Below are 23898 nucleotides of genomic sequence, written 5' to 3' on the forward strand. Positions count from 1 at the left end.
CTGCCATCACGAACCCAAAGCCGCAGCGGCTGTCCCGGCGTCGGCGTTCTGCCCAGGCCGGCCTGCCGTGACGAGGTAGTAGTCAAGGACGCGTTGCTCGTAGGCGCGCAGAAAGTTCCGCGGCCAGGTCCCCGGGGCCCACCACTGGCTGAGCCAGAGGTCCCACCCCGGCCAGACATGCGGCCCGACCGACTCGACGCGCACGCTCGTGAACCCGGCCTCCATGAACGCATCAGTGAGCGCCTTCACCGGCCGTGCGATGTCCAGGCCACTGGCGTACGTATCCAGCAGCCGCGCGAGTTCCTGGGGCCGACCGGGCGCGTCGTCCACGGTGAAGAAGCTGGCGACAGCCACCCGGCCACCCGGTCGCAGCACCCTCCACGTCTCTGCTGCGAAGGCACCGAGATCCGGGAAGTGCTGAGCGGCCTCCACGCTGATGACAGCGTCGAACTCAGCGTCTTCCACAGGCATGCTCTCCGCAGCACCCTGGACGAACCGCAGCCGTGCCGGCTCCTCCCGAAGCAGGTCGGCATGCGCGCTGCGCGCCCGCCGCAGCTGCTCCGGGTGAATGTCCATGCCGGTAACCGTGGCAGAGCCGTATTCCTGCAAGGTCACCACGCATCCCATGCCGAGCCCGCAGCCCACTTCCAGAACTTTCGGCCCTCGCGGTAGCCCGGCAGTGTCCAGGACATGACGGTAGAGATCCTCCTGGCTGCGGATCCGCTCCACCTCGCCGAGCGGCAGGCCCAGGTCTATGGCTTGCCAGTACCCGAAGTTGAGGAATCCCCCGGCGAAGATCCGATCACCGCTCAGATCAGCCGGACCATACGTCTCCTGCACCACGGGCCGCATGGCGGGACCAACCCGCTGAGCACCGTCTGACACCGTGCCGCACCTCCTGAAAGCGCCCCACCGCGTAGTCGTACGCGGTCCTCTACGATCCTGTGCCGTCCGTGCGCCTCTGACGTCCGCCGCCACGCCGACCAGCTGCCGAAGAGCAGCAGCGGCCCCCGGGCGCTCGCCGGCGTCGTCCTGCGTGAGGCGGAAGGCCGGCTGTCGGCGAAGCTGGAGGGCACCGTGCGCTGCGTCCAGAACCGCGCCCGTCTCGTCCGTGCGCTCTACGAACGCCTGGACCGCCTGGAGACCGCGCCCGCCACCCCGGTCGCCTGAACCTGCTGTGCATTGCGGCCCGCGTGGCTGACGAGAACGGGGAAGCCGGCTCGTATGAACGGCACCGGGCGCGGGAGACTGTGCCGGTGACCACTACTGCCGCCACCGCTTCCGCCGTCCCGCAGCCTGCCCGTGACCGGGGCCTGGGACGCGGGGTCAGTACCCTCATCCCCCAGGGGGCTGCCCTCTCACCGACCGGACAGGCCGCGGCGGCTCTGGCCGCGCTGCGCACCGTTCCCGTCCACGCCGGGCTCCTCCAGGCCGCCGCCCTGCTCCTGGAGGAGAGCGCGCGCACCAGCGACGACGACGCCGCCCGCGCCACCATCACCCACACCGTCGAACTCTTGCGCGCGGTCCTGGAGCCGGCCGCCGAGTAGAGGCGGGCGCCACTGACCTTTCGCCGGACCGGGCAGGCGCCTCACAGCCGGGCCACGGGCCAGGAGGAGACGCCAACGATGTCCGTCCTCTACGTTCCCACTCGCTCACCGTGTGGATCGGCCCGGACCGAGCCGCCTGAGCCCTCACTGTCAGACCCCGATGTCATGCTGCTGATCATGAAGCCATTCACCATCGACGTTCCCGAGACTGTGCTCGACGATCTCAAGGTCCGACTGGCGCGAACCCGGCTGCCCACACGCACTCCCGGCGACCGCTGGGCCGCAGGAACGGACCCGGACTACCTTCGCGAGCTGCTCGGCTACTGGGCGGACGGATTCGACTGGCGGGCACGCGAGCGCTGGCTCAACTCGTTTCCGCAGTACCTCGCGGACGTGAGCGGGCAGACCGTGCACTTCGCCCATGTCCGCGGGGTCGGCGCAGCCGATGGCCCCGCGCCGCTGCCCCTGGTGGTGACGCACGGGTGGCCGTACTCGTTCGCGGAGATGCTGCCGCTCGTGTCGCTCCTCACCGATCCGGCAGCGCACGGCGGTGACGCCGGTGACGCGTTCGACGTCGTGGTGCCGTCGCTGCCGGGCTTCGGCTACTCCACGCTGCCGGAGAGCGGCCCGGTAACGGGTCCGGCGGTCGCCGAAACCTGGGCGCGGCTGATGACCGATGTGCTCGGATACCCACGCTTCGGCACCTACGGCGAAGACATCGGCAGCAGCGTCAGCCACTGGATCGCCGCCACGCACCCTGACGAGGTCATCGGGATCCATGTGGCCCAGGCCGCGTACCCGCCCGTGGAACGAAGCGGTGACCTCATCGCCGCTGAACAGAATTTCCTTGCCTGGGCGGCGGCGAAATGGGAAGGCGCCACCGCGTATGCCGAGCTCCAGTCCACCCGCCCCGACACGCTCGCCGCGGCCCTTCTCGACTCGCCGTCCGGCCTGGCCGCGTGGATGGTGGAGAAGTTCCAGGCGTGGAGCGACTGCGAGGGTGACGTCGAGCGCCGGTTCAGCAAGGACGATCTGCTGACCACGATCATGATCTATTGGGCGACGGGCACGATCGGGTCGTCGTTCCGCCCCTACTTCGACCAACGCGACAGCAGGCTGCCGCTGCCCGTGCTTACCGTGCCGACCGGGATCACGATCGGTGTGGGCGACCTCGGCATGCCCAGGTCGCTCGCCGAGCGTACCTACACGGACATCCGCTACTGGCACGACCTGCCCGCAGGCGGCCACTTCGTCGCCAACGAGGAGCCCGGGCTTGTCGCGGCCGACATCCGTGAGTTTTTCCGCCCGCTGAGGCATCCGGCGGAAAGGCGTTAGGGTCTGAGCTCAGGCGGCCGCAGGGCCGTCCTCGGTTTCGTGGGCGTGCTTGAGCGCCATCCGCGCCTTTACCGCTTTCTCCTTCTCCATACTGGCCCAGTAGGGGTGCGGGGAGACGACTGCGCTGTTCTGAATGACCTTCCCGCCGGTTGCCCCGGACCGCCGTATCGACGCGGTGTTCGCGACGCCGGGCATCGAGGTCCTCGGCTGCGGCGTCCCCGCCGACCTCCCGGAGGCACACCTCAGGGCCGCCAGCGATCACCTGCCGATGCTGGCGGCCCTGCGGGTCCCGGCCGCGGGATAGCGGCCTACGGGAGCTGCTTCACCCGGTCGACGATCCCCCAGTCCACCACGTGCGACAGCTGGATGTACTTCTTCTTCCCGGAGGCCGAGGTCCGCTCGTCGCGGAAGCCCAGGAATTCATACGACGCCGAGTCGAAGATGAGGTACGTGCCTTCGTTGGACCCGCGCTCGGTATAGGCGATCCCCACCCCGGTCCGCCCGGCGGAGTCCTTCACTCCCGGGATCGTCTTGACGTCGGGCACAAGGGCCAGCGCCTCGTACGCCGCGGGGCGCAGTCCCTGGGGCAGCACCGGGTTCTTCAGGAGCTCGCCGAGCAGGAAGTAGGCATGGGACCGCTCGTCCTTAGTGAGATCGCTGATCGGCCGGTCGTCGGACCTGCCGAGGGAGATGATGGCCGGGATGAGCTTCTCCGGGTCTTGGGGCAGCTTCTTCAGCTCGCTCCACTTTCGGGGTGGCCACACCCCGCCGCCCTTCCCCGCGGGCTCCTCCCACATCTCGCGGCCCAGTTCCATGGTCAAGGAGGGCTTGGAGACGTCCACCGAGTCCCACATCTCGTCGGTGTAGGTCTTGACCTTGCCGGTCCTCTGCTCCGTCTCCCTGATGATCCGCTTCGAGTAGATGAACTGGTCGTCGCGCGGCGCCACCAGCTCCTTCTCCTGCTTGCGCTCCCACGCCGCCGCCCCGTTCAGCACCGCCGCGGCGGCGTTCTCCATCCGCGGGGTGCTCGTGCCCGGTGCGCCGCCCTCGCCGGAGCCGTCCGTGGCGATCAGTACCGCCGTCCCCGTAACCGCCGTGGCGACCACCGCGGCCGCCGCGAGGCGCAGTGCATGGCGGCGACTGGGGCCGGTGCCGGTGTGCTGGTCCGCGTGGGCCATCGCGTTGAGCAGCTGGTGCCGGGCCCGGTTCCGGGCCGGACCGGTGAGCGGGGCCGCGTCCGCGTCCCACTCCCTCAAGAGTTCGAGTTCGTCATTCATGGTCGGATACCTCTCGCAGTGCCGTCGGATCGGATCCGCCCAATGCTTCGCGCAGCTTGCTGCGAGCCCGGTGCAGCCGTGATCTGACCGTGCCCACGGGGATACCGAGGGCCTGGGCCGCCTCCTCGTAGCCGAGACCACCCCAGGCCACCAGCAGCAGCACGTCCCGGTGCCGAGCGGGCAGCGCGGCCAGCGCCGCCGCCAGCTCGCAGCGCACGGCCCGCGCTACCACCCGGTCCGCGGCCCGGTCGGCCAGCGGCTCGTCGTGGTCGGCGAGGGCCGGGACCCGGGCCATGGCCTTGAACCGGCGGGCCTCAGCCCGCCGGTGCCGGCCGACCAGGTTGGTCGCTATGCCGAACAGCCAGGGCCGGGCGTCGGCGCCCGCGCTGCGGGCCGGGTCGTAGCGATGCCGCTGCTGGAATGCGGTGGTGAAGGTCTCCGCCATGAGGTCATCGGCGACCTCGCCGCCGAGGCGGCGGGCCGCATAGCGGTGCACGGCGTCGGCGTGCCGGTCGAAGAGCGCGGCGAACGCCTCGGGCTCATCCCGGGACCGCACGATCACTGAGGCGTCGTTCTCCGCATCGGCACGCGCGGTGCCGATGCCGACGCCTGGTCCGACGGTCATCGGGGCTCCTCTCGTCCAAGGGACGATGCTCGAATACGTGGGCTTTCACCTGTCCTTCGCCCATCGCGCCGAAGTGGTTCCCTCAGACCCCCTCGGCGACTGCCCCGCCCCGGCAGTTCGTCGTCCTCGTCCCTGCCGGGCCGCATCCGCGCCACCAGCGTGGCGAAGCCGCCCAGGAAGCCGCCGATGCCGGCCGGCCCGGCCCAGTCGCGGTCGACGTCCTTCTCCAGGCCGTCGAGGCCCTTTTCCAGGTCGAGGTCCTCGATCTCCCGGACGGCCCGTCCTCGGCCGGGCCGTCCGCCTCCGCGCGTGGCGGATCGGCCGGCTCCTCGCCGTACGAAGCCACGATCTGCGCCCAGATCGCTTCCTCGTCGAGCGGGTCCCGGCTCTCCTCCCGATCGGGGTTACGCTCCGTCACGTCGCCGCAGCTCCCTTCCGGTCCGCATCTTCGGCGGCCGCGCCCTTGCCCGGCGCCAGCCTGCTGATGAAAGCGTACGAGTCCGCGAAGATCCGCTCCGCGTCGTGGTCGAGGGTGGCCACGTGTTACTGAGGTTTTCAAGGTGGGGTCGGCGGGTTGATGGCCAGTTCTGCGGCGGGGAGACAGCCGTCGATGAGAGGGGGCCGGAATTGGATCCTGCGTAACTCGTGGCGGAGTGTGCGGTCGAGGTCGTCGGGTGTGGTGAAAGCGGTGTTGGCCATTGCTCTGCGCACGAGTGACCAGAGGGCCTCGACGGGATTCAGGTCGGGTGCATACGGCGGAAGCCGGACGGTGGTGAGCCAGCCGTGTTCGGCCTCGTACCGCTTCAGCCCCGCGGCCAGATGGGTGTTGAGATTGTCCCAGACCACCACGATCGGTCCGCCGAGCTGGATGTGTGCCCGCACCAGGAGGTCGCGATAGTCCTGCCAGGAGAAGCTCTTGCGGGCGCCCTTGAGCAGGAGGTGCGTGCGGGGCCGGTGGATGAGACGGCTCTTCTCGCCGGCCTTGTAGCAGCACAGCGCGGCGACCGAGGTCCGGCGGCGGGACCTGCCACGCACCCGGATGACGGGGTATGCCCGCGCCGGCCCCAGGTGCGGGAGGTCGGCGGCGTCATCGAGAACCCGGCTTCGTCGCTGAGTAGGCCCGGGGCGCAGTGCCGGGATTGCTCCCGGCCCGTTTCCCCGGACCTCTCGCCGAACCCGCCGTGCCTATTACTAGGCAACGGGCTCTCCACGGTCTCTGCCGTCAGGTGATTGCAGTGGCCCAGGGGTTGGGAATCGTGTTGCCGCGGTAGCGATACCGGCTGACCGGGATCGCGCTGGTCTTCCGCAACTCGATCTCGCCCGCGCTGATCGGCCGCCACCGCCCGGTGGGAGTGGTGAGCCGTCTGCGGACGTCCGTCCAGTTCCAGTGATGCCGCTCTTGCAACAGCCGGATAACTCGCCACCAGAGGAGGTTGTCCAGGCTGCTGAAGGTGCGCTTCGCGACGGCATGCCTGAAGTAGTTGGCCCATCCATGTGTGACCTGGTTGAGGTTCACCAGAATCACGGCCAGGTCCTGCTGCGATGTCCTGTGGGTGAGAGTACGGATCTTCGCCTTCACCGACCGCAGGGGCCGGTCGGCGATGAAGGTGTAGACGTACCACTTGTCCGTTCCGCGTTTGCGGCGCCACTGGATGTGGAACCCCAGGAAGTCGAACCCCTCGCTCAGGTGCACCAGTTGTGTCTTGGCTTCCGAGAGCCGCAACCCCATCGGTGCGAGGACCTGGGCGATCTCCACGCGCAGTGCCTCGGTGTCCTGCCTGGTCCCTTTGACCAGGACGACGAAGTCGTCCGCGTAGCGGACCAGCCGCCACGAGGGCAGGCCCTTGGCACCCCGTCGTTCGCGCCGACCGCTGGTGGACAGCTCTCCGTCTGGTTCCCATGCCCGGTGAAGGTGCTCATCGAGCGCCGACAGGGCGATGTTCGCCAGGAGCGGGGAGATGATGCCCCCTTGCGGAGTGCCGGTGAATGTCTCCTGATGTTCCCCGAGCTCCGTGAGGAGACCGGACTTCAGGAATGCCTTCACCAGCGCCAGCACCCGCTTGTCCTTGATCCTCATCCGGACACGGTCCATCAGTGCGACGTGGTCGATCTCGTCGAAGCACGCCGCGATGTCCGCGTCCAGCACCCACCGATATCCGTGGGTGCCATAGAAGTGGATCTCGGCAATCGCGTCCTGAGCCCGCCGCTTGGGCCGGAATCCGTAGGAGACCGGCTTGAAGCCGGCCTCGAAGATCGGCTCCAGCACCAGTTTCAGCGCGGCCTGGACGACCCGGTCGGCGATCACGGGAATCCCCAGCCGCCGAACCTTCCCCGACCCACCCGGTTTGGGAATCTTGCGCTCCCGCACCGGCAGCGGCCGGAACGAGCCCTGCCTGAGCTGGGCCCGTAGGCCGTCCAGGAACCCGGGGACCCCGAATCGCTCCTCGACATCGGCGGCCGTCAGGCCGTCGACGCCGGGAGTACGGGCTCCCCGGTTGCCGGCGACCCGGTCGAACGCCACGATCAGCGTCGCCGGGTCGTGCACGAGGTTGAACAGATCATCGAACCGGCGACCGGGATCGGCCACCGCCCAACGGTGAAGCTTGGCCTGCATCTCCGATACCCGCTGACGCGGACCCACCGGGCCCGCCTCCAGCAGAGCACCGCTGTTCAGCGGTGCGTCTTTCGGCATTGCAGTCTCCTTCCCTTCTCGATACCGCTGCCGCCCTTCCCCATGTGCGCGGGCTCTCCCCGGCTCGGAGTACTACGGCGGCTCCGCCCCACCCGGACCGTTCAGCGGTCGATGCGCCTATCCCCAGCCGGGCACTGGCCGTGCTCGGCAGGGGAGTTGAGAACGGGCGGTTCCCGTGTTCACTGCGATTCGCTCGTTGGAGTAGGAGCCCGACTGTGTCCCTGCGGCATCGCCACGAGTACGCCGTAGACTTTCCTCGTGGCCTCCCGAACGGCTTCGAAATACCGATCAAGGAGTTCCCCGTAGCCCTCGGGCAGCGAGTGCGCACCGCTTCCGGCCCAGATCCACCAGGTTTCGAGCCGGTGTAGTCGTTAAGAGACGTAAAGACGCCGGTTCCTCGCGTACTCCTCTCCATCCCGCTCGCCAAACCCGCACCATCTGGCAGTACTGGTACGTCCCGGCTTTGTCAGGGCCGCTCCCGCCCTCCCCGGCATCACCCGGATCAGGCTGCCCTCAGCTCCACCTCCCTGCTACGACAGGTCGGCGGTGAAGGTCTCTCACCTCCACACGAATCACAGCGCCTCACGGCGCAACTCGAAGACGATCCAGGCCCCGCATGCCGCCGCGAGGCTTTTACCCGGGGCCACACCTCCTTCTTCCACAGCTCCACCGCGTGTCCGTCGCGTTCGAGTGCTCTGCGGGCGGGTGCCTGCCAGGACCAGCCGTGGCGTTTCAGTAGCCGCCACACCGTCGCCACCGACAGGCTCACCCGCAGCCGACGGCGGATCACCGTCTGAACCCGGGCCAGGGTCCAGCGTTCGTCGTCGAATCCGTACGCTGCCGGACCTTTGCCGAGTTCCTCTTCCAGCACGGCGAACTGGGCGTCGGTGATGGTCGGTGAGTTCGCCGGCCCCGTGGAACGCAGGGCCTCCATGCCGCCCTCGCGCCAGGCACGGCGCCACCGTTCAACTGACCGCACGCTCACTCGCAGGTCCTTCGCGATCACCGAGGTCTTCTCACCCGCCGCGAACCGCTGCCCGGCCCGAAGCCGGATCCCCTCACGAAACGCCCGACGCTCAGCCGTCAGGCCCCCCCGAATACCTCACCCCACCGGCATACCGCAGGGATCATGAACCGTCACCACCCGACGACAACCCGAAATCTCAGTAACTCCTGGACCATGGCGCCGAATTGGTAAGACGGGTTGTGCGGCGCTGGTACCGCTCCAACAGTCCGGGGACCTGCTCTCGGAAACGCTGCCGAGGGCAGCCCAGCACAGTGCAGACCAGGCGCCGCACGTGCACCGACACCACCACCCGACGGCCGTCCATCGGATCATCGGCCACCGTACGTGCATGAAAGCCATGCACTCTCACAGTCGGCGTCCCGCGCATCGGGCACGGTACCGACTCCTGGCGGGTCTGCGCCGACACGCGGATCACCTCGCCCTCGTCCACCACGTCCTCGACAACCGGCGCCGGCCACCCTGAAAGTGCAGTACCCACAAGGGAGTTGATGTCTCACGTGCGATGTCAACGAAGCTGATCACGCTTCGTCACTACCGATTACGTGACAGAGTCGAACGTTTTACAGTCCCCTCGGATGCCCAAGAAGTAGGCAGTCGGCAGGCCGTCACGGCGGGACCGCATCGATCACGTCCTTCAGGCGCTGCAACACGGTCCTGAGCTCGTCCCGAGGTGGCGTGGCGAGCGCCAGTCGGAGTGCGCGGGGGCAGTGGGGGCCGGTGGCGAAGGCGTCTGCGGTGGACACGAGGATGCCTGCTTCGGCGAGGAGAGCCGCGACCTGGTCCGGACGCTGGTGCGGCTCCAGGCCGAGCCAGACCATGTACGAGACGGGATGCGCCGTGAGGTGCATCCCGGCGAGTGCGGTGCGGACGATGTCCTGCCGGGCGGCCGCGTCGCTTCGGCGGTCCTCCTCCCAGCGGGAGACGGTGCCGTCGGCCAGCCAACCGGTGGCGAGCGCGGTGATGAGTGCCGGAGCGCCCCAGGCCGCCAGGCGAAGGCTCCTGGTGACAGTCTCCACGTGAGGGCCGGGCAGCACGGCGAAGCCGAACCGCAGGCCGGGAGCGGCGTTCTTGGACAGTCCTGCCACGTAGCAGGTTCGCTCGGGTGCGAGGGCCCGCAGGGGAGGAGGCGGTGACGATGCGAGGAACGCGTAGGTGCCGTCCTCGACGATCAGGCAGTTGTGTGAACGGGCGATGGTGACAAGGCGGTCGCGCTGTTCCCGGTCGAGTACCCAGCCGAGCGGGTTGTGCAGGGTGGGGATCGCATAGATCGCGCGGACGGGACGTGTGCGGCACAGGCGGTCGAGCGAGGCGAGGTCGGGTCCCGATTCCGTGACCGGGATCGGGGCCAAATCGAGCTTGTGGGCCGAGGCGAGCAGCTTGATGCCGGGGTAACTGAGTGCGTCGACGGCCAGGACGTCACCGGGCCTGGTGAGGGAGCGCAGCACGGCATCGAGTGCCTGCTGGGCGCCGCTCGTGAGCAGGACGTTCGCCGGGGCTGTGCCGATCCCTCGCTCCAGCAGGTAGGTGGCCACGACCGCCCGCTCGTGCAGGCGCCCGCCCGGCGGATCCTGGCGGAGCAGTGCCTCCACCTCGCCCGAGACGGCCAGCGCACGCAGCGCCTGCCGCAGTCGGCCGGCCTGGCCCTCGCCCAGCGGCTGGTTGAACGACAGTCAGCGATCCTCGGCACCGGCAGAGCGCGCGACGGCTCAAGGCCGTCATAGCCGGACTGCACCCGCACGAACGTTCCGCGCCCCGGCTCCCCCACTACCAGGCCCATGGCGGCGAGTTCGGCGTAGACCCGGGTGGCTGTGGCCAGTGCGATCCGACGTTCGCGGGTGAGAGCGCGGTGTGTCGGGAGTCGGGTGCCCGCCGGGAGCGTGCCGGACCTGATCGACGCGGCGAATTCCTCGACGATGGCTTTGTAGGACGGTGGCCGCATGGTGCACCTGTATCCAGTGGATCAAAAAGAGCGGGTCCCGGTTGGGGAAAGGCCGGGTGGTGGTTCGGGTGGGGCTTTGCCTGCTGTGTCGGTTCGGGCGTTGCGAGGTCCGGCAGTGCGCCGTCTGCTGGCTCTGCGGCGGGAGGGGAAGCTCACCACGGGGCAGGTGAGGTCGGCGGCGGATGTGCTGGGGGTGCGGGAGCGTGCGGTGTGGCGGTGGCTGGCCGCGGCCGAGAACGACGAGGCTGCGGCCCGGGCGCCGGGGGAGCGGGTTCGGTATTACGGGAGGTTCATGGTCACCCCGGTGGTCCGGGCCGAAGACGGAGATGCCTCGTGACCGTGGCCACCTACCAGTACGTCGACCTGCCGGATGCGTCTGTGGTCACCACCCGAGCCCTGCTGGCCGCGCGGGAGAACATCGGCGACACGGTCGCGGCGAGGGCGATGATGTGCATCTACGGCGGTGCCGGCTTCGGTAAGACCCTCGCCGTCAACACCTGCCTGCGCGAACTCGAACCCGGCGAGGACGTCCGCCGGGTCACCTTCCGCACCCGCCCCACCGCCCGCGCGGTGCGCTACGAACTCTTCACTGCCCTCGACCTGGCCGGTGAACCACCGCGTCACCTCAGCGAGTTCGACGGCCTACTCAAAACAGCCCTGTCCGAGCGGCCCCGCACCTTCCTCGTCGACGAAGGCCCGCTCGGACGTCGTCAGCGTGCACGGCGCTACCAGCGTCCATTCCGCCGGGTTGTGGGCCAGGGCCCGGTTGAACGACTTCTTGATCGAAGCACGGCGACCCTTGAGCGAACCAGGGAAGCCGTCCGGGTGGTACTTCAGCTGGAAGATCCGCAGACCGGCGTCGGTGGTGACCTGCACGTCGATGCCATCATCGCCGCCACGCGCGTTGACCACGAGCACCTGCCCGCCGTCATCGAACATCCGGTGCAGCAGCGCCTCGACATACCGGTCAAAGGTCGGCTATCCGATGCGGTCCCACTCGATTGCCATGTCACTCGCCTCCCCAGCATCGTCACATATCGGTACGACAATGAGACGGTGCGGTTCACGGCGCGACCCCCCCGTGAAGACCTTCGGTCGGTACGGCCCTCGCCACTGCCGCCCCGTGGGTGTGTGATCCGGCCGCATAGAAAGATTCCTCGGCACTGTATGTGAACCGGGTGCAACCATCCGTGCCCCGCGGGGGTCTATCAAGTGTAGGCAAACCGCTTGCAAGATCATATGGGGGAAATCATGGGATACGCACGTAATGCCACGGCCGCAGGGGCGTTGGCCGCGCTGGTGGTGGGTGCCACGGCCGCGTTCGGCGCCACCGCCCAGGCCGCGCCCAACGTCACGCCGCAGGGGGTCTGCGGCAGTGGCTACAAGACCGTGAACTCGGTACCCGTCGGTTCGCTGGGCACGGTCTACCTCACGTACAACTCCGCGAACGGCATGAACTGCGTCGCGACCATCCGCACCAGCCCGGGCACCGCCAAGAACATGTCCGTGTACGTCTACGTCCCCGACACCGACGAGTGGGCCGGGGAATCCGGCAACTTCACGTCGTACGCGGGCCCCGGCCGTGTCTACGGCAAGGGCCACTGCGTGAACTGGGGCGGCTCCATCACCAACGTGTACGTATCGGTGGAGAACTCCAACTGCGCGTCCCTGAGGGAGCGCCGGGTCACCAGCGTCCGCTGACCCCGGCTCGACCACCGGCAGCGAGCTCTCCGCGCCGTCCTTCCAGGTTCGCCTTCCGGAACCCCGCCCGTGGACGTCGCGGGAAGACGCCCACGGGCCTCGGACAGGGCGGAAACCCGCGGCGCTCCGGTCGGCGGGCAAGGGTGGAACGCCCGGCCGGCCGGACCGGACAGGTGGCGGATCACGACCGCCGACAGCGGAACGAGGCAGAAGCGCCGTGAGCGTCCGGCCGCCCAGGCAGCTGCACAGCCGTCGGCGACCGAGACCACCGACGGCTGGGTGTTCCGAACGATTGAGGGAACAGAAACGGAACCAGCCTTACCGCATCGGCTGTCCCGCTGATCCCCGCGGCCGGTATCAGACCGGGTGGTAGCGCCTTACCTTCCGCGTACGTGGCGCGCACAGCGCCCGGAGGCAGTGACCACTTAGTTGTCATCTATTGATCAGAAACGGTTTGGGTTCTGGGTCGTTGGACGGGTGTGAGCGATCTGGTGGGGGATGCGCGGCACCTGTCGCCTTCGGCGCAGGAGGCCCTGCGGCTGCGGGCGGTGGCCGCGCTGGTGGCGGGACGGGGCCGCGAGGATGTGGCAGCGGTCTTCGGGGTGTCGCTGAAGGCTGTCGACACGTGGTGGGCGAAGTGGCAGGCCGGCGGTCGGGAGGCGCTGGTCATGCGTCCTCGCGGCAAGCCGGTTGGGGTGCACCAGGTGCTCGGGGAAGCCGAGCAGGCCGCGGTGCGGCAGGCGGTCCTCGATCACCGGCCCTGTGACGTGGGGCTTTCCGGGCAGCTGTGGACCAGGCGGTTGGTGGGCGAGCTGATCGCGATGCTGTACCGGGTGCGGCTGACCGAGGTGGGGGTGGGCAAGTACCTGAAGCGGTGGGGGCTGTCCTTCCAGCGGCCGGACAAGCGGGCCGTCGAGCAGGACCCCGGGGCTGTGGCGCGATGGCACCAGGAGACCTGGCCGGAGATCCGCGCGAAGGCGAGGAAGGACGGCGGCGAGATCCTCTTCGCCGACCAGGTCGGCATCCGCTCGAATCAGGTCACCGGTCGCACCTGGGGTGAGAAGGGGAGGACTCCTGTGGTGCGGCGGAGCGGGAACCGGTTCTCGGTGAACGCGATGTCGGCGATCAGCACCAAGGGCCGGATGCACTTCATGGTCTTCACCGAGAGCTTCACCGCCGAGGTGATGTGCCGCTTCCTGGACCGGCTCGCCGGCCACTTCGACCACAAGGTCCATCTCGTCGTCGACGGGCACGCCGCCCATCGCTCCAGGAAGGTCCGCGACTGGCTCGCCGCCCACCTCGATGATGTCGAGCTGCATTTCCTGCCCCCGTACTCGCCCGAGCTGAACCCCGACGAGCTGGTCAACGCAGACCTCAAGCACAGCCTGCCCAAACAGCACCGGGCCCGCGATCAGGCCGAACTCGCCGCCGAGACCCGCCGCTTCTTCCGCAGGCGACAGCGTCAGCCGCACATTGTCCGCGGCTACTTCGGCGGCCCGCACGTCCGCTACGTCCTGGACGAGAACCCCATGAGTTTCTGATCAATAAGTGGTCACTCGATACGCTCAGCGCAAATGTGGTAGGAGGCTTCCTTCTTGTGGGTGGTCTTCTCCGCCTCGATGAACGCATACACCGCGCTCACCGATCGCTCTCCTTCGCGAAGAAGACCGCCGCTTTTCGCAGCATCTCAATGGTCTCGCCCTGCTCGCGGGCCAGCTTGCGCAGCCGGCGCAGCTCCTCCCGCTCGGCCCTCGTCAGCTCGTCCGGCGTCCCCTGACCGCGGTCGGTCTGATCCTGCCTGACCCAGTTCCGCAGCCCCTCGGCGCTGACCCCGAGGTCCTTGGCCACCCCGGTGACCGTCCTGCCGGAGGAGCGAACGAGGGTGACTGCGTCCCGCTTGAATTCCTCCGAGTACCGCTTGCTGCGGTTGCTTTTGCTTCCCACCTGGCACTACTTCCTCCGGAACCTCACGTCCCAGTCTCCAGGTGTCCCACATCAAGGGGAAGCTTCAGCGGCGTCGTCCACCCCTTCCCAGGCCGGCCGCCGGTCGCTCGGCCGAGGAGCACCACCGGCGTCACGCCAGGAGAGCAGGGTCAGGTCGTGCGATGTGTTCCGGAACCGGCCGGGATCGTGCGCCGCACGCGGCCCGGCACAGCGGGCCCCCGCCGGCTGTCAGGAGCTCCCCGAAGCGCTCGCGTAACCCCTTTCGGGGGACGCCGAGCGACGCGGCGTCTTCCGGCCGTTTACCGTCAAGGACGCGCCGTCCTGTCGTCCACACCTCCATGATGGCTCTCGCACCGTCCAACCCGCTCCCCCGAGAGGACACCCCGTGCGCCGCATCACCTTGCTCCTCGCCACCGTCAGCTTCACCGCCGCAGCTTTGCTTGGCCTCGCAGGCACAGCCTCCGCGGCGCCCAGCCCCGTCACCCCGGTCCGCTGCCTCCTCGGGGGCGGAAACATCCTCATCACCGCCGGGGTCGTGCCCGTCTGCAAGGGCGGCACGTACGACGGCGCTCCCTTGATCCTCACCTGAGCCCCCCCGGGTCCACAACACGTCCACTCCGCGCGCCGACGCACCCGGTCAACGCCTGCCTGCGCGAGCTCGCGCCGAAGCTGACACACCGGATGCAGTTCCGGGCCCGGCCCTCCACCCGCGACCTCCGACACGAGCTGTTCCACGCCTTTGGCCTGCAGGGCCGTCCGCCGGCGCAGCCGATCGAGTTCGACCGGATGCTGCGCGGCGCCCTGGAGGAACCGCATGTCCTGGTCTGTGATGAAGCCCAGTGGCTGTCGAAACTCTGTGCGGGGTGGGGGAGATCGCTTGCCGGTGGCGGGCGAGCCACGGGACGCTGGAGCGTGCTGGGCGGCGGCGGTGTCAGAGCAATGCGCGGCAGGTCGCCGGCGACCCGCGGATGCTGGCGAACCAGCCGTCCTCGAAGCGCTGCTCGGATCCGTGCGGGGCGCTGCTCTCTGAGATCCAGGTGCGCGCCCGGGCCACCCATCGGCCACCGCCCCGGGCTCCAGCTGCGACAGGGGCGTCTGCCTGCTTTCGGAGGCGCTTCTTGCTTCGGGCGCCGGGCTAAGGAGCCGCTTGCAGAGGTGCTCCTCGGCCCGCGGGGGAGCCCAGCACTCTGGACCGGCCGGCAGTGGTCTGTGCGTGTGCAGACAGGTGCATGGGGGGCGAGCCCCGGGGGCAGGGTGGGGGGCATGACGACGATGCTCGGTGCTTTTGTTCTCGGTACTCCCGATCCGCCCGCGCTGGCCGATTTCTACCGCGCCCTGCTGGGCTGGGAGGAAGTCGAGCGGGAGCCCGAATGGGTCCGGCTGCGGGCTCCGGAACAGGAGCGCCCCAGCCTGAGCTTCCAGATGGAAGCCGACCACACGTCCCCGGTCTGGCCACAACGCCCAGGCACTCAGCAGATGCAAGCGCATGTGGACCTGCAAGTCGACGACTTGGATGTGGAGACCGAGCGTGCTTGCGCCCTGGGCGCGACGCTGGAGGAGTACCAGCCTCAAAAGGGCGTACGGGTCCTGCGTGACCCTCACGGTCACCCGTTCTGCCTCTTCCTCCCAGGCGCTTGAATCCCCTGACGACGGCCATCAAGAATTTCCCAAATATGGCCAGTTACTGAGGTAACTGAGCGTGGCCGCTGTCGGCTTGTCGTGCGCACTCTTGAGTCGTCGCGCCCAGCGGCGGCCAAGTTCGCGATGCGCCTCGCGCGACTGACGGACTGCACACATAATCGACGATCTTCCCGCTGGCCTGAGGGTCCGACACCTGGTTTCGTAAGCGGGAGCGAGCAACGTTTATCGATGGTTTTGGGCAGCACTTAGCGATCAGACAGCTCGAAGATGTCGTTGAGAATTGACAACGCTGGAACGCTTTGCCACCCCTCGAGAGTGCGACGAGCTGTTCCCCCGGTTCTTCTGCTTCTCCACCTACGAACTGCTCCCCGGCGACTGCGACCTCCACGAGATCACCGAACGCGCGAAGACCCAGCAGCGGGAGTGCGGAGACGAGATCATGATGTCCCTGCTCCGCCCTGCCGGCGAGGGGCCGGAAGACTTCCTGGACGAGGACTACGACAGCCGCAAGGCCGAACTCCAGGCCGCCAGCCTGGACCTGAGCGATCAGGTCTTCGAGTACTGGAAGCAGAACGAGGATCTCACCGTCATCTTCGACACCGACTTGATTCCCATGCCCCCGGCCCCCAACGGCCAGTCGCGGAACCACCACCGGCTGCTCAAGATCGAGCTGCGCGACGACCGGCACGGCGGTGTGGAGACCAACTTCTCCACCCGCTCCACCGGCTTCCAGTGGTTCTTCTCCTTTCTCGCCGCGTTCAGCGCCTACCGCGACACCGATGAGCGCGTTGTCGTCCTGCTGGACGAACCGGGCACCAGCCTGCACGGCGAGGCCCAGGGCGACGGGGCCGACGGTGGGGAGGACCCCCAGCGGTGACCGCCGACCACCCGCGCGAAGGTGCCCCAGCGGCGAGGCCCGCCATGCACACCAGCACACACACCGTCCTGCACGACCCCGACGGCCTGATCGAAGCGGAACTCCCGCTCGACCGCGAACCGTACGAGAGCCTCGTCAAGGCCGTCCTCGCGTGGACCGGCGAAGACACGCTCACGACCCGCGACTACGAGTAGATCGCCCTCCAGCTGACCGGCCACGCCCGTGCCGTCGCCTCCGACGTACGACGCCGGGCTGACCAGCTGCCCAAGGACAGCGGGCCCAAGGTGCTCGCCGACGTCGTCCTGCTCGAGGCAGACGGCCGGCTGTCCACGACGATCGAAGGAACCGTGCGCTGCGTCCAGAACCGCGCCCGCCTCGTTCGCGCGCTCTACGAACGCCTGGACCGCCTGGACGCCGCGCTCGCGCAGGCCGTCTGAACCGCCCGCTACACCAGGGCGGCGGCCACGGTCTCCAGCACGGCGCCTTGCTGCGGGTCGATGGGCACGTCGGCCTGGCGCAGCGAGCGAAGCGTGGTTCCCTCGGCACACAGCCTGGACAGCCCGGTCACCGGGAGCGGACCGGCACTGATGAGGGTGCGCGAGGAAGAGCTCTCGTAGACCGGCCGGTAGCAGCCGGGACACAGCCGGCAGTCCTCGGGCTCATCCGCCGGGCGCGTCCGGGCCAAGCTGGGATTTCGCGTGTTGTGGAACTGAACAGCCCTCACGCCAGAACCAGGTCCCGTTGCCATGCTGCGAGCGCCCCTCCCTGGCATCGCCTCGCACACCAGTCCAGGCCGCATCCTCGCTTTCCGGTCCCGGGAACGGTTCTGACTCCCGGCTCACGGCAGATTCCCTGCTCGCCGCCCACCCCTGTAATCAACTCCGTTTGTTTCATTGACATTTCACTCGGAAGACCTACCGTTGGGAGCGCTCCCATGACAGCCTTGCAACTGGAAGGAGTTCCCCCCACATGCGCAAACAGAGTCCCTTAACCGGGCGTTCGCGGTCGTCCCTCCGCCGGCCTCTCCAGGCGCTCGTCATGTTGTTCGCCGTGGTTGTCGGCGCACTGACCTGGTCGGCCCCCGCCCAGGCTCACGGCACCGTCGTCGGCCCCGCCACCCGGGCGTACCAGTGCTGGAAGACGTGGGGCAGCAACCACACGAACCCGGCCATGCAGACCGAAGACCCCATGTGCTGGCAGGCCTTCCAGGCCAACCCCGACACCATGTGGAACTGGATGAGCGCGCTCCGCGAAGGCCTCGGTGGCCAGTTCCAGGCGCGGACCCCCGACGGGACGCTCTGCAGCAACAACCTCTCGAGGAACGCCAGCCTGAACAAGCCCGGGCCGTGGAAGACCACCACCGTCGGCAACAACTTCTCGGTCCACCTGCACGACCAGGCGTCCCACGGTGCCGACTACTTCAAGGTCTACGTGAGCAAGCAGGGCTTCAACCCCAAGACCCAGACCCTGGGCTGGGGCAACCTCGACTTCATCACGCAGACCGGTCGCTTCGCCCCGGCGCAGGACATCACGTTCCCCGTCCAGACGTCCGGCTACACCGGACACCACATCGTGTTCGTGATCTGGCAGGCCTCGCACCTCGACCAGGCCTACATGTGGTGCAGTGACGTGAACTTCGGCTGAGCCGGGGAGCGCCGCACACGGCACCGGCGTCTGCCGGGCGCCGGTAACCCGCCGCCCGGCCGACCGGGCTCCGTCGGGGCAGGGGACCCATTTGGTCACCCTGCCCCGACGGGGCTTCCTGCGCTCCTAGCGCTGTGACCGGAATCCTTTGCCGAGCCCCTCGTTGTGCTGGATGTCGGGACGGCGTGTGGCAGGGGGCGGGTATGGCATCACCGGTGAGGGTTCGCCGGCTGACCGAGCAGGAGGGGCAGAAGCTGCAGCGGATCGTTCGGCGGGGAAGCACCAGTTCGGTGCGGTTCCGGCGGGCGATGATGCTGCTGGCCTCGTCGGGCGGCAACCCGGTCCCGGCGATTGCCCAACTGGGCCAGGCCGACGAAGACACCGTCCGGGATGTGATCCACCGGTTCAACGAGATGAGCCTGGCCTGTCTGGACCCTCGGTGGGTGGGAGGCCGTCCCCGCCTGCTGAGCATTGAGGACGAGAACTTCGTCGTCGAGACGGCCACCACCCGGCCCACCGCACTGGGCAAGTCCTTCACCCGCTGGTCGATCCGCAAGCTCGCCGACCACCTCCAGCGCAACATCGAGATGAGGTCTCATGAACCGAAACCGAGCCGCCGTCAGCGCGGTCGCCGTGACCCTGTTCACCGCCGGCCTCGCCGCCGGCCCGGCAGCCGCCGCCACCGCCACCGAGGCGAAGGCCCGCGTCGGAGCCGACTGGGCAACTCAGTCGATCGTCTTCACCGCCGCTGCAGGGCAGACCAACAACCTCAACATATTCTCCATGTACACCAGCAACGGGATCCGGCGGATCGGCTTCAGTGACGTGGTCCCGCTCGAACCGGGCGACCACTGTGCGTACTCCAGAGCCGAGGACACCACCTCCGTCGTCTGCGAACTGCCCGCCGACAGCCCCCGGCCCGACAGGATCGACGTCTTCCTCGGCGACGGCAACGACACGATCGCTGCCTTCACCACCGGGATCGGCACCGTCAGCGGCGGCCCCGGCGACGACGAACTGCACGCCCACACCGCACGCACGGTGCTGGGCGGCGCGGGGAACGACATGGTCATGGGACCCGCCGCCCTGCACGGCGGCGACGGCATGGACCACTTGATGGGTGACAGCAGCAACCAGCAGATGTGGGGCGGCCGGGGCGAGGACATGATCGAGGGCTACGGCGGTGACGACACCGTGCACGCCGGCCCCGGCGACGACCACGCCATGGGCGGGGACGGCCGCGACATCGTCCTCGGCGGCCCCGGCAACGACACACTGGACGGCGAAGGCGGCGACGACCTCGTCTGCGGTGGCACCGGAAAGGACGCCCTCGAAGGCGGACCCGGCCGCAACATCGTCCTCCCGTAAGTGTGCCTCCATGCCCGAAGGCCCTGGCCCGCGGCGCGAACAGCGTCGCGGGTGCCGAGCCACCGCCGTCGGCGACCCGCCACCCGAGCCGCGTCAACCAGATCGGGGACCCAACCCGGTGAACCTATGCGGTCACAACACTAGGGTCCGTCTTCAAAGATCATCGGATGGTGGATCATGGTGCGGTGATACGTCGCCATGAACTCACTGATCACGATTGGGAGTTACTCGCTCCGCTGATACCGCGGGCTGCGACAGGCCGACCTCGTGTGGAGGACCGGCAGGTCATCAACGGGATGGTCTACAAGATCCGAACCGGGGTTTCCTGGCGTGACCTGCCGGAACGCTACGGAATGGGGAAGACGGTCTGCACCCGCTTCCGGCGCTACGCCCTGGACGGCGTGTTCACCCGAGCCCTGCAGCAGATCCAGGCCCAGGCCGATGCGGCAGGCGACATCGACTGGCTGGCTCAGATCGACTCCACCATCGTCCGAGCCCACCAGCATGCCGCCGCCACCGGCCGAAAAGGGGGAAGCACCGGCAGGACGAACCGGACGATCACGCCCTCGGCAGGTCCCGAGGAGGACACTGGCGGCGGCGAAGCCCAGGCAGAAGGCTCTCACCGTGACACTTCATGAGAACGAGATCCGTGTGGAGGAGGCGGTCGTACGGTCACTGTTGCGGGAACAGCGACCGGACTGGGCTGCCCTCCCCATCTGGCCGGCCGGTACGGGCACGGACAACACGATGTACCGGCTCGGCGACCAACTGCTCCTGCGGCTACCACGAACCCCGGACAACGCGAAGGCCGTACGGAAAGAGCGGACATGGCTGCCACAGCTGGCGCCCTACCTTCCCTGTCGCATCCCGGAGCCGGTGCACGACGGCACGCCGAGTTCCGCATTCCCGCTCGCCTGGTCGGTGTACCGCTGGATCGATGGCGATGAAGCCGGCCCGGAATCGGTCACAGACTGGGCCGGCTTCGGAGATGACCTGGCCACGATCGTGCAGCGCCTGCATTCCATCCCCCTTGTGGGAGCCACTCGCCAGGACGAGCTCAGCTGGTACCGCGGAGGTGGCCTGCACGCTTGTGACCAGTGGATCAGCGGGTGCTTCGACAACTGCCGAACGATCCAGGGCCTCGACCTCGACATCGCACATCTACAACACCTGTGGCGGAGCGCGCTCGCTCTGCCTGAGCCAACTGCCTGCCACGTGTGGCTCCACGGAGACCTCAAACCCACGAACCTTCTGGTCCGGCAGGGGAAGCTGCACGCCGTCGTCGACTTCGGATGCCTCTCAGCGGGCTTTCCCGACGCCGAGCACTCGCCTCTGTGGGACTTTCCACCCGGGGCCCGACAGGCGTACTGGGACGCCATCAACCTCGACGACGTGACATGGCTGCGTGCCCGGGCGTGGGCCATCGCTGTCGGAGCCAGCGGGGTGTCGTACTACTGGGACGCCTATCCCCTCTTCATCAGCGAATGCCTGTCGCGTCTACGGGCGATTCTGGAGGCTGTCGGCGAGCAGTGGACCAGTCCCGCACGGGACCTGACCAAGGGCCCTGATTCCGCAAAAGCCAACCGGTTTGAGAACGACATCAGGTTTCGTTCCCAAACCGCCTGGCAGCCGCACAGGTTGGAGATCTGTCAGCTGTCAACTCGGAAGGGGCGCGACACGATGACGGGCGTCGATGAGACGCCGAGAAGGCGACCGTGTCCTCGATGCCCGCGGCCCGGCATCGTTCCCGGTCATCGGTCCGTGACGTCGGCAGATACAGGCGCCGGTCGATCAGCGTGCGGCCGCGTTCGCCGGCATAGGCGAGGAAGACACCGCGACCTGGAGGTTCTCCGTCCGGCCCGACCGCTGACGGCGTATGCCTCGTTGCTGCCCGGGTCTCGGCGTGTGCCCAGGCCGTCGAGGGCGGCAACTGAAGCTACCTGGAGACAAAGGCCAGCAAGGTCGCTGGGGCTGCGGCCGATCTCAGAAGGGACGATGCCGCCTACGACATACTCACCCGGCTGTACCGCGCGGCGGTGAAGCGCGGTACAGCCGGGGTCCTCGGCGATGCCGTGGCCCTGTCGGCGGTGAGCAGCAACAACTGGGCCCCGCACACACAGCACCCCGGGAAAGGTCCGTTACCGTGCGTTGCGTATCCCGAGAATGTATGCCGCAGTAAGCGCAACGGCACGGTCTTCGTTATGTGACAGATCTGCGAGGGCACGTGACGCCGTGATTCCCGGGATATCCGCGAGCGCCTGTGTCAGCCGTCGACGTGCAGACGACTCAATGGTGCCGTGGGCGAGGCAGTCGACGAGCCTGGTAGCGATCTGATCCGCCAACGCGGGATCACTCGCCAGCGTACTCAGTGCATCGGCTGCATCGACGTCGTTCGTCTCCTCGACGATCATGTCGATGAGCGTCGGGACCGCGTCGGCTACTCCACGTGCCCCGAGCGCCAGAGCTGCATACCTGCGGATCACGATGTCAGGGTCCGTGAGGGCGCCCTGCAGCAGTGCGGTCGCCTCACCGTTCGGAATCTCGGCGATGGACTGGACAGCACGTTTCCGTACCTCGGCTACTGGTGAGTCCAGGCCCTCCGCCAGCAGCGCCAATCCGCCATCGCCCGATTGTGCCAAAGCCCATCGAATGGCTCCGGCAACGTTCGGGTCCCTCTCGCTCAGCACTGCCTCGACCAGTGCTTCCACTGGCACCGGAACCTCTTCAGTCGAGGACAAAGCCGCGCGCTGGCGCGTCCCAGCGCTCTTTGACCCCAACGCCTGAAGGAGTGCAACGATCTGGAGGACGTCCTCCCAGCCGGCAGGTGCCGCGGCACCGATCCGACGGAGTCGCGTGAGCAGCGCAGTCTCACCCGCAATGCGTTCTCGCGTCTGGCGGATGAGGCCGTCGACGAGCTCCAGGGGCGTGAAGCCGGGATCATCCAGCGCGTACCCGACTTCACGCAGCGACAGCCCCAGTGACCGCAGGCTCTCGACATGGAAGATCCGCCGGATGTCCTCGCTGGAATACTCTCGATAGCCAGCCTCGGTGCGACCTGTTGGCCGCACCAAGCCGAGCGAGTCGTAATGCCTGAGCATGCGGGCGCTGACCCCGGACCGTCGTGCCACATCACCGATCAACACTGCCGATCACCCCTCCTGGCTGGTCCTGCTGAGGGCTACGATGCGCTTCGCCTCCTCGATCGCGAAGTCGAATCCGGCATCCGGGTCGCGCAACAGCCGTTCCGTGACGATCGCGTGCTGACGCACCCGAGGGTCGAGATCTGTCACCGCAGCGCGCAGAGTTGGCAAAATCACCTCACCGAGCGCGATCAGCGCCCGGCTGAGGCTCAGCTGCGTCTCACGTCCGCCACGCCCCAACTGTGTCGACAGCACTGCGGCCAACTCGGACTCTTCGCCTTCGGGCACGAGCACGACCGCTGCCCGCCAGGCGCTCCGCGCCACCTCATCGTCGGCGTCGGCCAGAAGCGCCCGTGTGATCGCCGGCCACGCTTGCCGATCCCCGATCTTGGACAGTGTGTGCAACGCCTGGCTTCGTGCCTGCGCACGCACCGAGCGAACTTCATCTAGAAGCTCTGGGACCGTCATTGATGCCGAGTGGCGGGTGAGTGCCCACGTAAGCATTTCACGCACATAGAACTCGGGCTCGATCGCGCATCGTTCGATGAGCTTGTCGATGAACCGCGGGTCAGGGGTCGTGCCGACCGCCAGCGCTGCCTGCAACCGTATCGACGGGCTGCTGTTCTCCAGCCCCTGGAGAGCTCGGATCGTATCCGTGTCCTGTTTCGGCATGGTCATCGGGATCACCTCCTTGGCCACAGTGAAGACCTTGTCACTGTGTCAAGGTCAAGCGGGGTCACGCCGCGAGATCGCCAAGCACCCTCTGTCCACGACACCTGTCGCACACCAGACACAGGACGGTTCATGCCACTGACCGGGGAGAACCGGATGCCATCCGCGTTCCTTCGACCCTCAAGCCCGAGGGAGAAGGTGTGGTGGGTGTCTGCTTGGCGGGTGGTAGTGGCAGTGCTGGGCTGGGTTGGGCTTTCTCACGCTTGAGTGGGGTGATGGCCTTGTGGTCTTGCTGGAGTGGTGCCTCGGCTTTGCGGCGGGGGGTTGGCAGGGCGGTGGTTGTGGGGTTTTGGGGGGTGGTGGGTATGTTTGCTGGTGGTGGGGGGTGTGGTTGGGGGCAGCGGCGGGTGCCGCTGCCTCGTCGGCCGGGGGGTCAGCAGCGGGTGGGGCTGCCGTCTTCGTTCTTCAT

General features: G+C 68.1%; 21 protein-coding genes and 11 pseudogenes. 17 read left to right on the forward strand and 15 right to left on the reverse strand.

What is annotated here, in order from left to right:
• Window positions 1-6 precede the first annotated feature (6 nt).
• Window positions 7-852: a class I SAM-dependent methyltransferase gene (locus tag ACWDZ4_RS30365; RefSeq protein WP_451511606.1), complete on the reverse strand. Its 846-nt coding sequence runs from the start codon at window positions 850-852 to the stop codon at window positions 7-9.
• A gap of 96 nt (window positions 853-948) precedes the next feature.
• Between ACWDZ4_RS30365 and ACWDZ4_RS30370 the strand changes: the two are divergent.
• The 4 genes and pseudogenes from ACWDZ4_RS30370 to ACWDZ4_RS30385 all read left to right on the forward strand — a co-directional run.
• A pseudogene (locus ACWDZ4_RS30370) lies at window positions 949-1170 on the forward strand (restriction endonuclease); the annotation flags it as partial.
• 86 nt (window positions 1171-1256) lie between these two features.
• Window positions 1257-1547, forward strand: a complete 291-nt coding sequence (locus ACWDZ4_RS30375) for a hypothetical protein (protein ID WP_451511607.1) — start codon at window positions 1257-1259, stop codon at window positions 1545-1547.
• A 165-nt stretch (window positions 1548-1712) separates the two neighbouring features.
• Complete coding sequence (locus tag ACWDZ4_RS30380; RefSeq protein WP_451511608.1) at window positions 1713-2882, forward strand: epoxide hydrolase family protein; 1170 nt, start codon at window positions 1713-1715, stop codon at window positions 2880-2882.
• Window positions 2883-3018: 136 nt separating this feature from the next.
• A pseudogene (locus tag ACWDZ4_RS30385) lies at window positions 3019-3186 on the forward strand (endonuclease/exonuclease/phosphatase family protein); the annotation flags it as partial.
• Between the two features lie 4 nt (window positions 3187-3190).
• On the opposite strand, the gene ACWDZ4_RS30390 reads toward ACWDZ4_RS30385, so the two are convergent.
• The 9 genes and pseudogenes from ACWDZ4_RS30390 to ACWDZ4_RS30430 form a co-directional block, all read right to left on the reverse strand.
• Window positions 3191-4159, reverse strand: a complete 969-nt coding sequence (locus ACWDZ4_RS30390; RefSeq protein ID WP_451511609.1) for a CU044_5270 family protein — start codon at window positions 4157-4159, stop codon at window positions 3191-3193.
• Window positions 4152-4784, reverse strand: coding sequence for an RNA polymerase sigma factor (locus tag ACWDZ4_RS30395; protein ID WP_451511610.1), 633 nt, complete (start codon window positions 4782-4784; stop codon window positions 4152-4154). The genes ACWDZ4_RS30390 and ACWDZ4_RS30395 overlap by 8 nt, the downstream gene beginning before the upstream one ends.
• Before the next feature lie 414 nt (window positions 4785-5198).
• A pseudogene (locus tag ACWDZ4_RS30400) lies at window positions 5199-5327 on the reverse strand (esterase); the annotation flags it as partial.
• A 12-nt stretch (window positions 5328-5339) separates the two neighbouring features.
• Window positions 5340-5893, reverse strand: a pseudogene (locus tag ACWDZ4_RS30405) (transposase); the annotation flags it as partial.
• Between the two features lie 113 nt (window positions 5894-6006).
• Complete coding sequence (gene ltrA / locus ACWDZ4_RS30410) at window positions 6007-7476, reverse strand: group II intron reverse transcriptase/maturase (protein ID WP_451511611.1); 1470 nt, start codon at window positions 7474-7476, stop codon at window positions 6007-6009.
• Between the two features lie 601 nt (window positions 7477-8077).
• A pseudogene (locus ACWDZ4_RS30415) lies at window positions 8078-8575 on the reverse strand (winged helix-turn-helix domain-containing protein); the annotation flags it as partial.
• Between the two features lie 94 nt (window positions 8576-8669).
• Window positions 8670-8993, reverse strand: a pseudogene (locus ACWDZ4_RS30420) (ISL3 family transposase); the annotation flags it as partial.
• 115 nt (window positions 8994-9108) lie between these two features.
• The gene (locus ACWDZ4_RS30425) at window positions 9109-10173 is read right to left on the reverse strand and encodes an aminotransferase-like domain-containing protein (protein ID WP_451511625.1); all 1065 of its coding nucleotides are present in this window, start codon (window positions 10171-10173) and stop codon (window positions 9109-9111) included.
• Window positions 10174-10298: 125 nt separating this feature from the next.
• Window positions 10299-10442, reverse strand: a pseudogene (locus ACWDZ4_RS30430) (PLP-dependent aminotransferase family protein); the annotation flags it as partial.
• Window positions 10443-10557: 115 nt separating this feature from the next.
• On the opposite strand from ACWDZ4_RS30430, the gene ACWDZ4_RS30435 reads away from it, so the two are divergent.
• From ACWDZ4_RS30435 to ACWDZ4_RS30450, 4 genes are all read left to right on the forward strand, one after another.
• Complete coding sequence (locus tag ACWDZ4_RS30435; protein WP_451511612.1) at window positions 10558-10779, forward strand: hypothetical protein; 222 nt, start codon at window positions 10558-10560, stop codon at window positions 10777-10779.
• Window positions 10776-11615 (forward strand): hypothetical protein, encoded by an 840-nt coding sequence (locus ACWDZ4_RS30440; protein ID WP_451511613.1) that lies wholly within the window; start codon window positions 10776-10778, stop codon window positions 11613-11615. Before ACWDZ4_RS30435 ends, ACWDZ4_RS30440 begins: the two co-directional genes overlap by 4 nt.
• A 78-nt stretch (window positions 11616-11693) precedes the next feature.
• Entirely contained in the window at window positions 11694-12143 is a 450-nt protein-coding gene (locus ACWDZ4_RS30445; protein ID WP_451511614.1) for a spore-associated protein, read from the forward strand.
• Window positions 12144-12622: 479 nt separating this feature from the next.
• A complete protein-coding gene (locus tag ACWDZ4_RS30450; protein WP_451511615.1) occupies window positions 12623-13684 on the forward strand; it encodes an IS630 family transposase in 1062 nt (353 codons plus the stop codon).
• Between the two features lie 97 nt (window positions 13685-13781).
• Here ACWDZ4_RS30450 and ACWDZ4_RS30455 read toward each other — a convergent pair whose 3' ends face one another.
• Window positions 13782-14087: a transposase gene (locus tag ACWDZ4_RS30455; protein WP_451511616.1), complete on the reverse strand. Its 306-nt coding sequence runs from the start codon at window positions 14085-14087 to the stop codon at window positions 13782-13784.
• Between the two features lie 385 nt (window positions 14088-14472).
• Here ACWDZ4_RS30455 and ACWDZ4_RS30460 point away from each other — a divergent pair, with 385 nt between their 5' ends.
• The 4 genes and pseudogenes from ACWDZ4_RS30460 to ACWDZ4_RS30475 all read left to right on the forward strand — a co-directional run bounded on the left by ACWDZ4_RS30460 (window position 14473) and on the right by ACWDZ4_RS30475 (window position 17042).
• Window positions 14473-14676 (forward strand): hypothetical protein, encoded by a 204-nt coding sequence (locus tag ACWDZ4_RS30460; protein ID WP_451511617.1) that lies wholly within the window; start codon window positions 14473-14475, stop codon window positions 14674-14676.
• A 674-nt stretch (window positions 14677-15350) separates the two neighbouring features.
• Complete coding sequence (locus tag ACWDZ4_RS30465) at window positions 15351-15725, forward strand: VOC family protein (RefSeq protein ID WP_451511618.1); 375 nt, start codon at window positions 15351-15353, stop codon at window positions 15723-15725.
• Window positions 15726-16008: 283 nt separating this feature from the next.
• A complete protein-coding gene (locus tag ACWDZ4_RS30470) occupies window positions 16009-16605 on the forward strand; it encodes a hypothetical protein (protein ID WP_451511619.1) in 597 nt (198 codons plus the stop codon).
• Window positions 16606-16649: 44 nt separating this feature from the next.
• Window positions 16650-17042, forward strand: a pseudogene (locus ACWDZ4_RS30475) (DUF6415 family natural product biosynthesis protein).
• A gap of 8 nt (window positions 17043-17050) precedes the next feature.
• Here ACWDZ4_RS30475 and ACWDZ4_RS30480 read toward each other — a convergent pair.
• Window positions 17051-17290, reverse strand: coding sequence for a hypothetical protein (locus ACWDZ4_RS30480; protein WP_451511620.1), 240 nt, complete (start codon window positions 17288-17290; stop codon window positions 17051-17053).
• A gap of 353 nt (window positions 17291-17643) precedes the next feature.
• Between ACWDZ4_RS30480 and ACWDZ4_RS30485 the strand changes: the two genes are divergently transcribed.
• From ACWDZ4_RS30485 to ACWDZ4_RS30505, 5 genes and pseudogenes are all read left to right on the forward strand, one after another.
• A complete protein-coding gene (locus tag ACWDZ4_RS30485) occupies window positions 17644-18249 on the forward strand; it encodes a lytic polysaccharide monooxygenase auxiliary activity family 9 protein (protein ID WP_451511621.1) in 606 nt (201 codons plus the stop codon).
• A 203-nt stretch (window positions 18250-18452) separates the two neighbouring features.
• A pseudogene (locus tag ACWDZ4_RS30490) lies at window positions 18453-18830 on the forward strand (helix-turn-helix domain-containing protein); the annotation flags it as partial.
• A gap of 16 nt (window positions 18831-18846) precedes the next feature.
• Entirely contained in the window at window positions 18847-19617 is a 771-nt protein-coding gene (locus ACWDZ4_RS30495) for a calcium-binding protein (RefSeq protein WP_451511622.1), read from the forward strand.
• Window positions 19618-19784: 167 nt separating this feature from the next.
• Window positions 19785-20255, forward strand: coding sequence for an IS5 family transposase (locus tag ACWDZ4_RS30500; protein ID WP_451511623.1), 471 nt, complete (start codon window positions 19785-19787; stop codon window positions 20253-20255).
• Window positions 20242-21126 (forward strand): annotated as a pseudogene (locus ACWDZ4_RS30505) (aminoglycoside phosphotransferase family protein); the annotation flags it as partial. The gene ACWDZ4_RS30500 and the pseudogene ACWDZ4_RS30505, both read left to right, overlap by 14 nt.
• A 196-nt stretch (window positions 21127-21322) precedes the next feature.
• Here the strand turns inward: ACWDZ4_RS30505 and ACWDZ4_RS30510 are convergent.
• From ACWDZ4_RS30510 to ACWDZ4_RS30520, 3 genes and pseudogenes are all read right to left on the reverse strand, one after another.
• A pseudogene (locus tag ACWDZ4_RS30510) lies at window positions 21323-21498 on the reverse strand (transposase); the annotation flags it as partial.
• Window positions 21499-21755: 257 nt separating this feature from the next.
• The gene (locus tag ACWDZ4_RS30515) at window positions 21756-22760 is read right to left on the reverse strand and encodes a HEAT repeat domain-containing protein (RefSeq protein WP_451511624.1); all 1005 of its coding nucleotides are present in this window, start codon (window positions 22758-22760) and stop codon (window positions 21756-21758) included.
• 6 nt (window positions 22761-22766) lie between these two features.
• Window positions 22767-23435, reverse strand: a complete 669-nt coding sequence (locus ACWDZ4_RS30520; RefSeq protein WP_451511626.1) for a HEAT repeat domain-containing protein — start codon at window positions 23433-23435, stop codon at window positions 22767-22769.
• Window positions 23436-23898: the final 463 nt, after the last annotated feature.

This window comes from Streptomyces sp. NPDC003016, assembly GCF_053591455.1.

Excerpts from the sequence above, each read along its gene's own strand:
- ACWDZ4_RS30500 (WP_451511623.1), top strand. The coding sequence starts at position 19,785 with ATGGTGGATCATGGTGCGGTGATACGTCGCCATGAACTCACTGATCAC.
- ACWDZ4_RS30495 (WP_451511622.1), top strand. The coding sequence starts at position 18,847 with ATGAACCGAAACCGAGCCGCCGTCAGCGCGGTCGCCGTGACCCTGTTC.
- ACWDZ4_RS30445 (WP_451511614.1), top strand. The coding sequence starts at position 11,694 with ATGGGATACGCACGTAATGCCACGGCCGCAGGGGCGTTGGCCGCGCTG.
- ACWDZ4_RS30395 (WP_451511610.1), bottom strand. The coding sequence starts at position 4,784 with ATGACCGTCGGACCAGGCGTCGGCATCGGCACCGCGCGTGCCGATGCG.
- ACWDZ4_RS30380 (WP_451511608.1), top strand. The coding sequence starts at position 1,713 with ATGCTGCTGATCATGAAGCCATTCACCATCGACGTTCCCGAGACTGTG.
- ACWDZ4_RS30520 (WP_451511626.1), bottom strand. The coding sequence starts at position 23,435 with ATGACCATGCCGAAACAGGACACGGATACGATCCGAGCTCTCCAGGGG.
- ACWDZ4_RS30485 (WP_451511621.1), top strand. The coding sequence starts at position 17,644 with ATGTTGTTCGCCGTGGTTGTCGGCGCACTGACCTGGTCGGCCCCCGCC.
- ACWDZ4_RS30390 (WP_451511609.1), bottom strand. The coding sequence starts at position 4,159 with ATGAATGACGAACTCGAACTCTTGAGGGAGTGGGACGCGGACGCGGCC.
- ACWDZ4_RS30465 (WP_451511618.1), top strand. The coding sequence starts at position 15,351 with ATGACGACGATGCTCGGTGCTTTTGTTCTCGGTACTCCCGATCCGCCC.
- ACWDZ4_RS30365 (WP_451511606.1), bottom strand. The coding sequence starts at position 852 with ATGCGGCCCGTGGTGCAGGAGACGTATGGTCCGGCTGATCTGAGCGGT.
- ltrA (WP_451511611.1), bottom strand. The coding sequence starts at position 7,476 with ATGCCGAAAGACGCACCGCTGAACAGCGGTGCTCTGCTGGAGGCGGGC.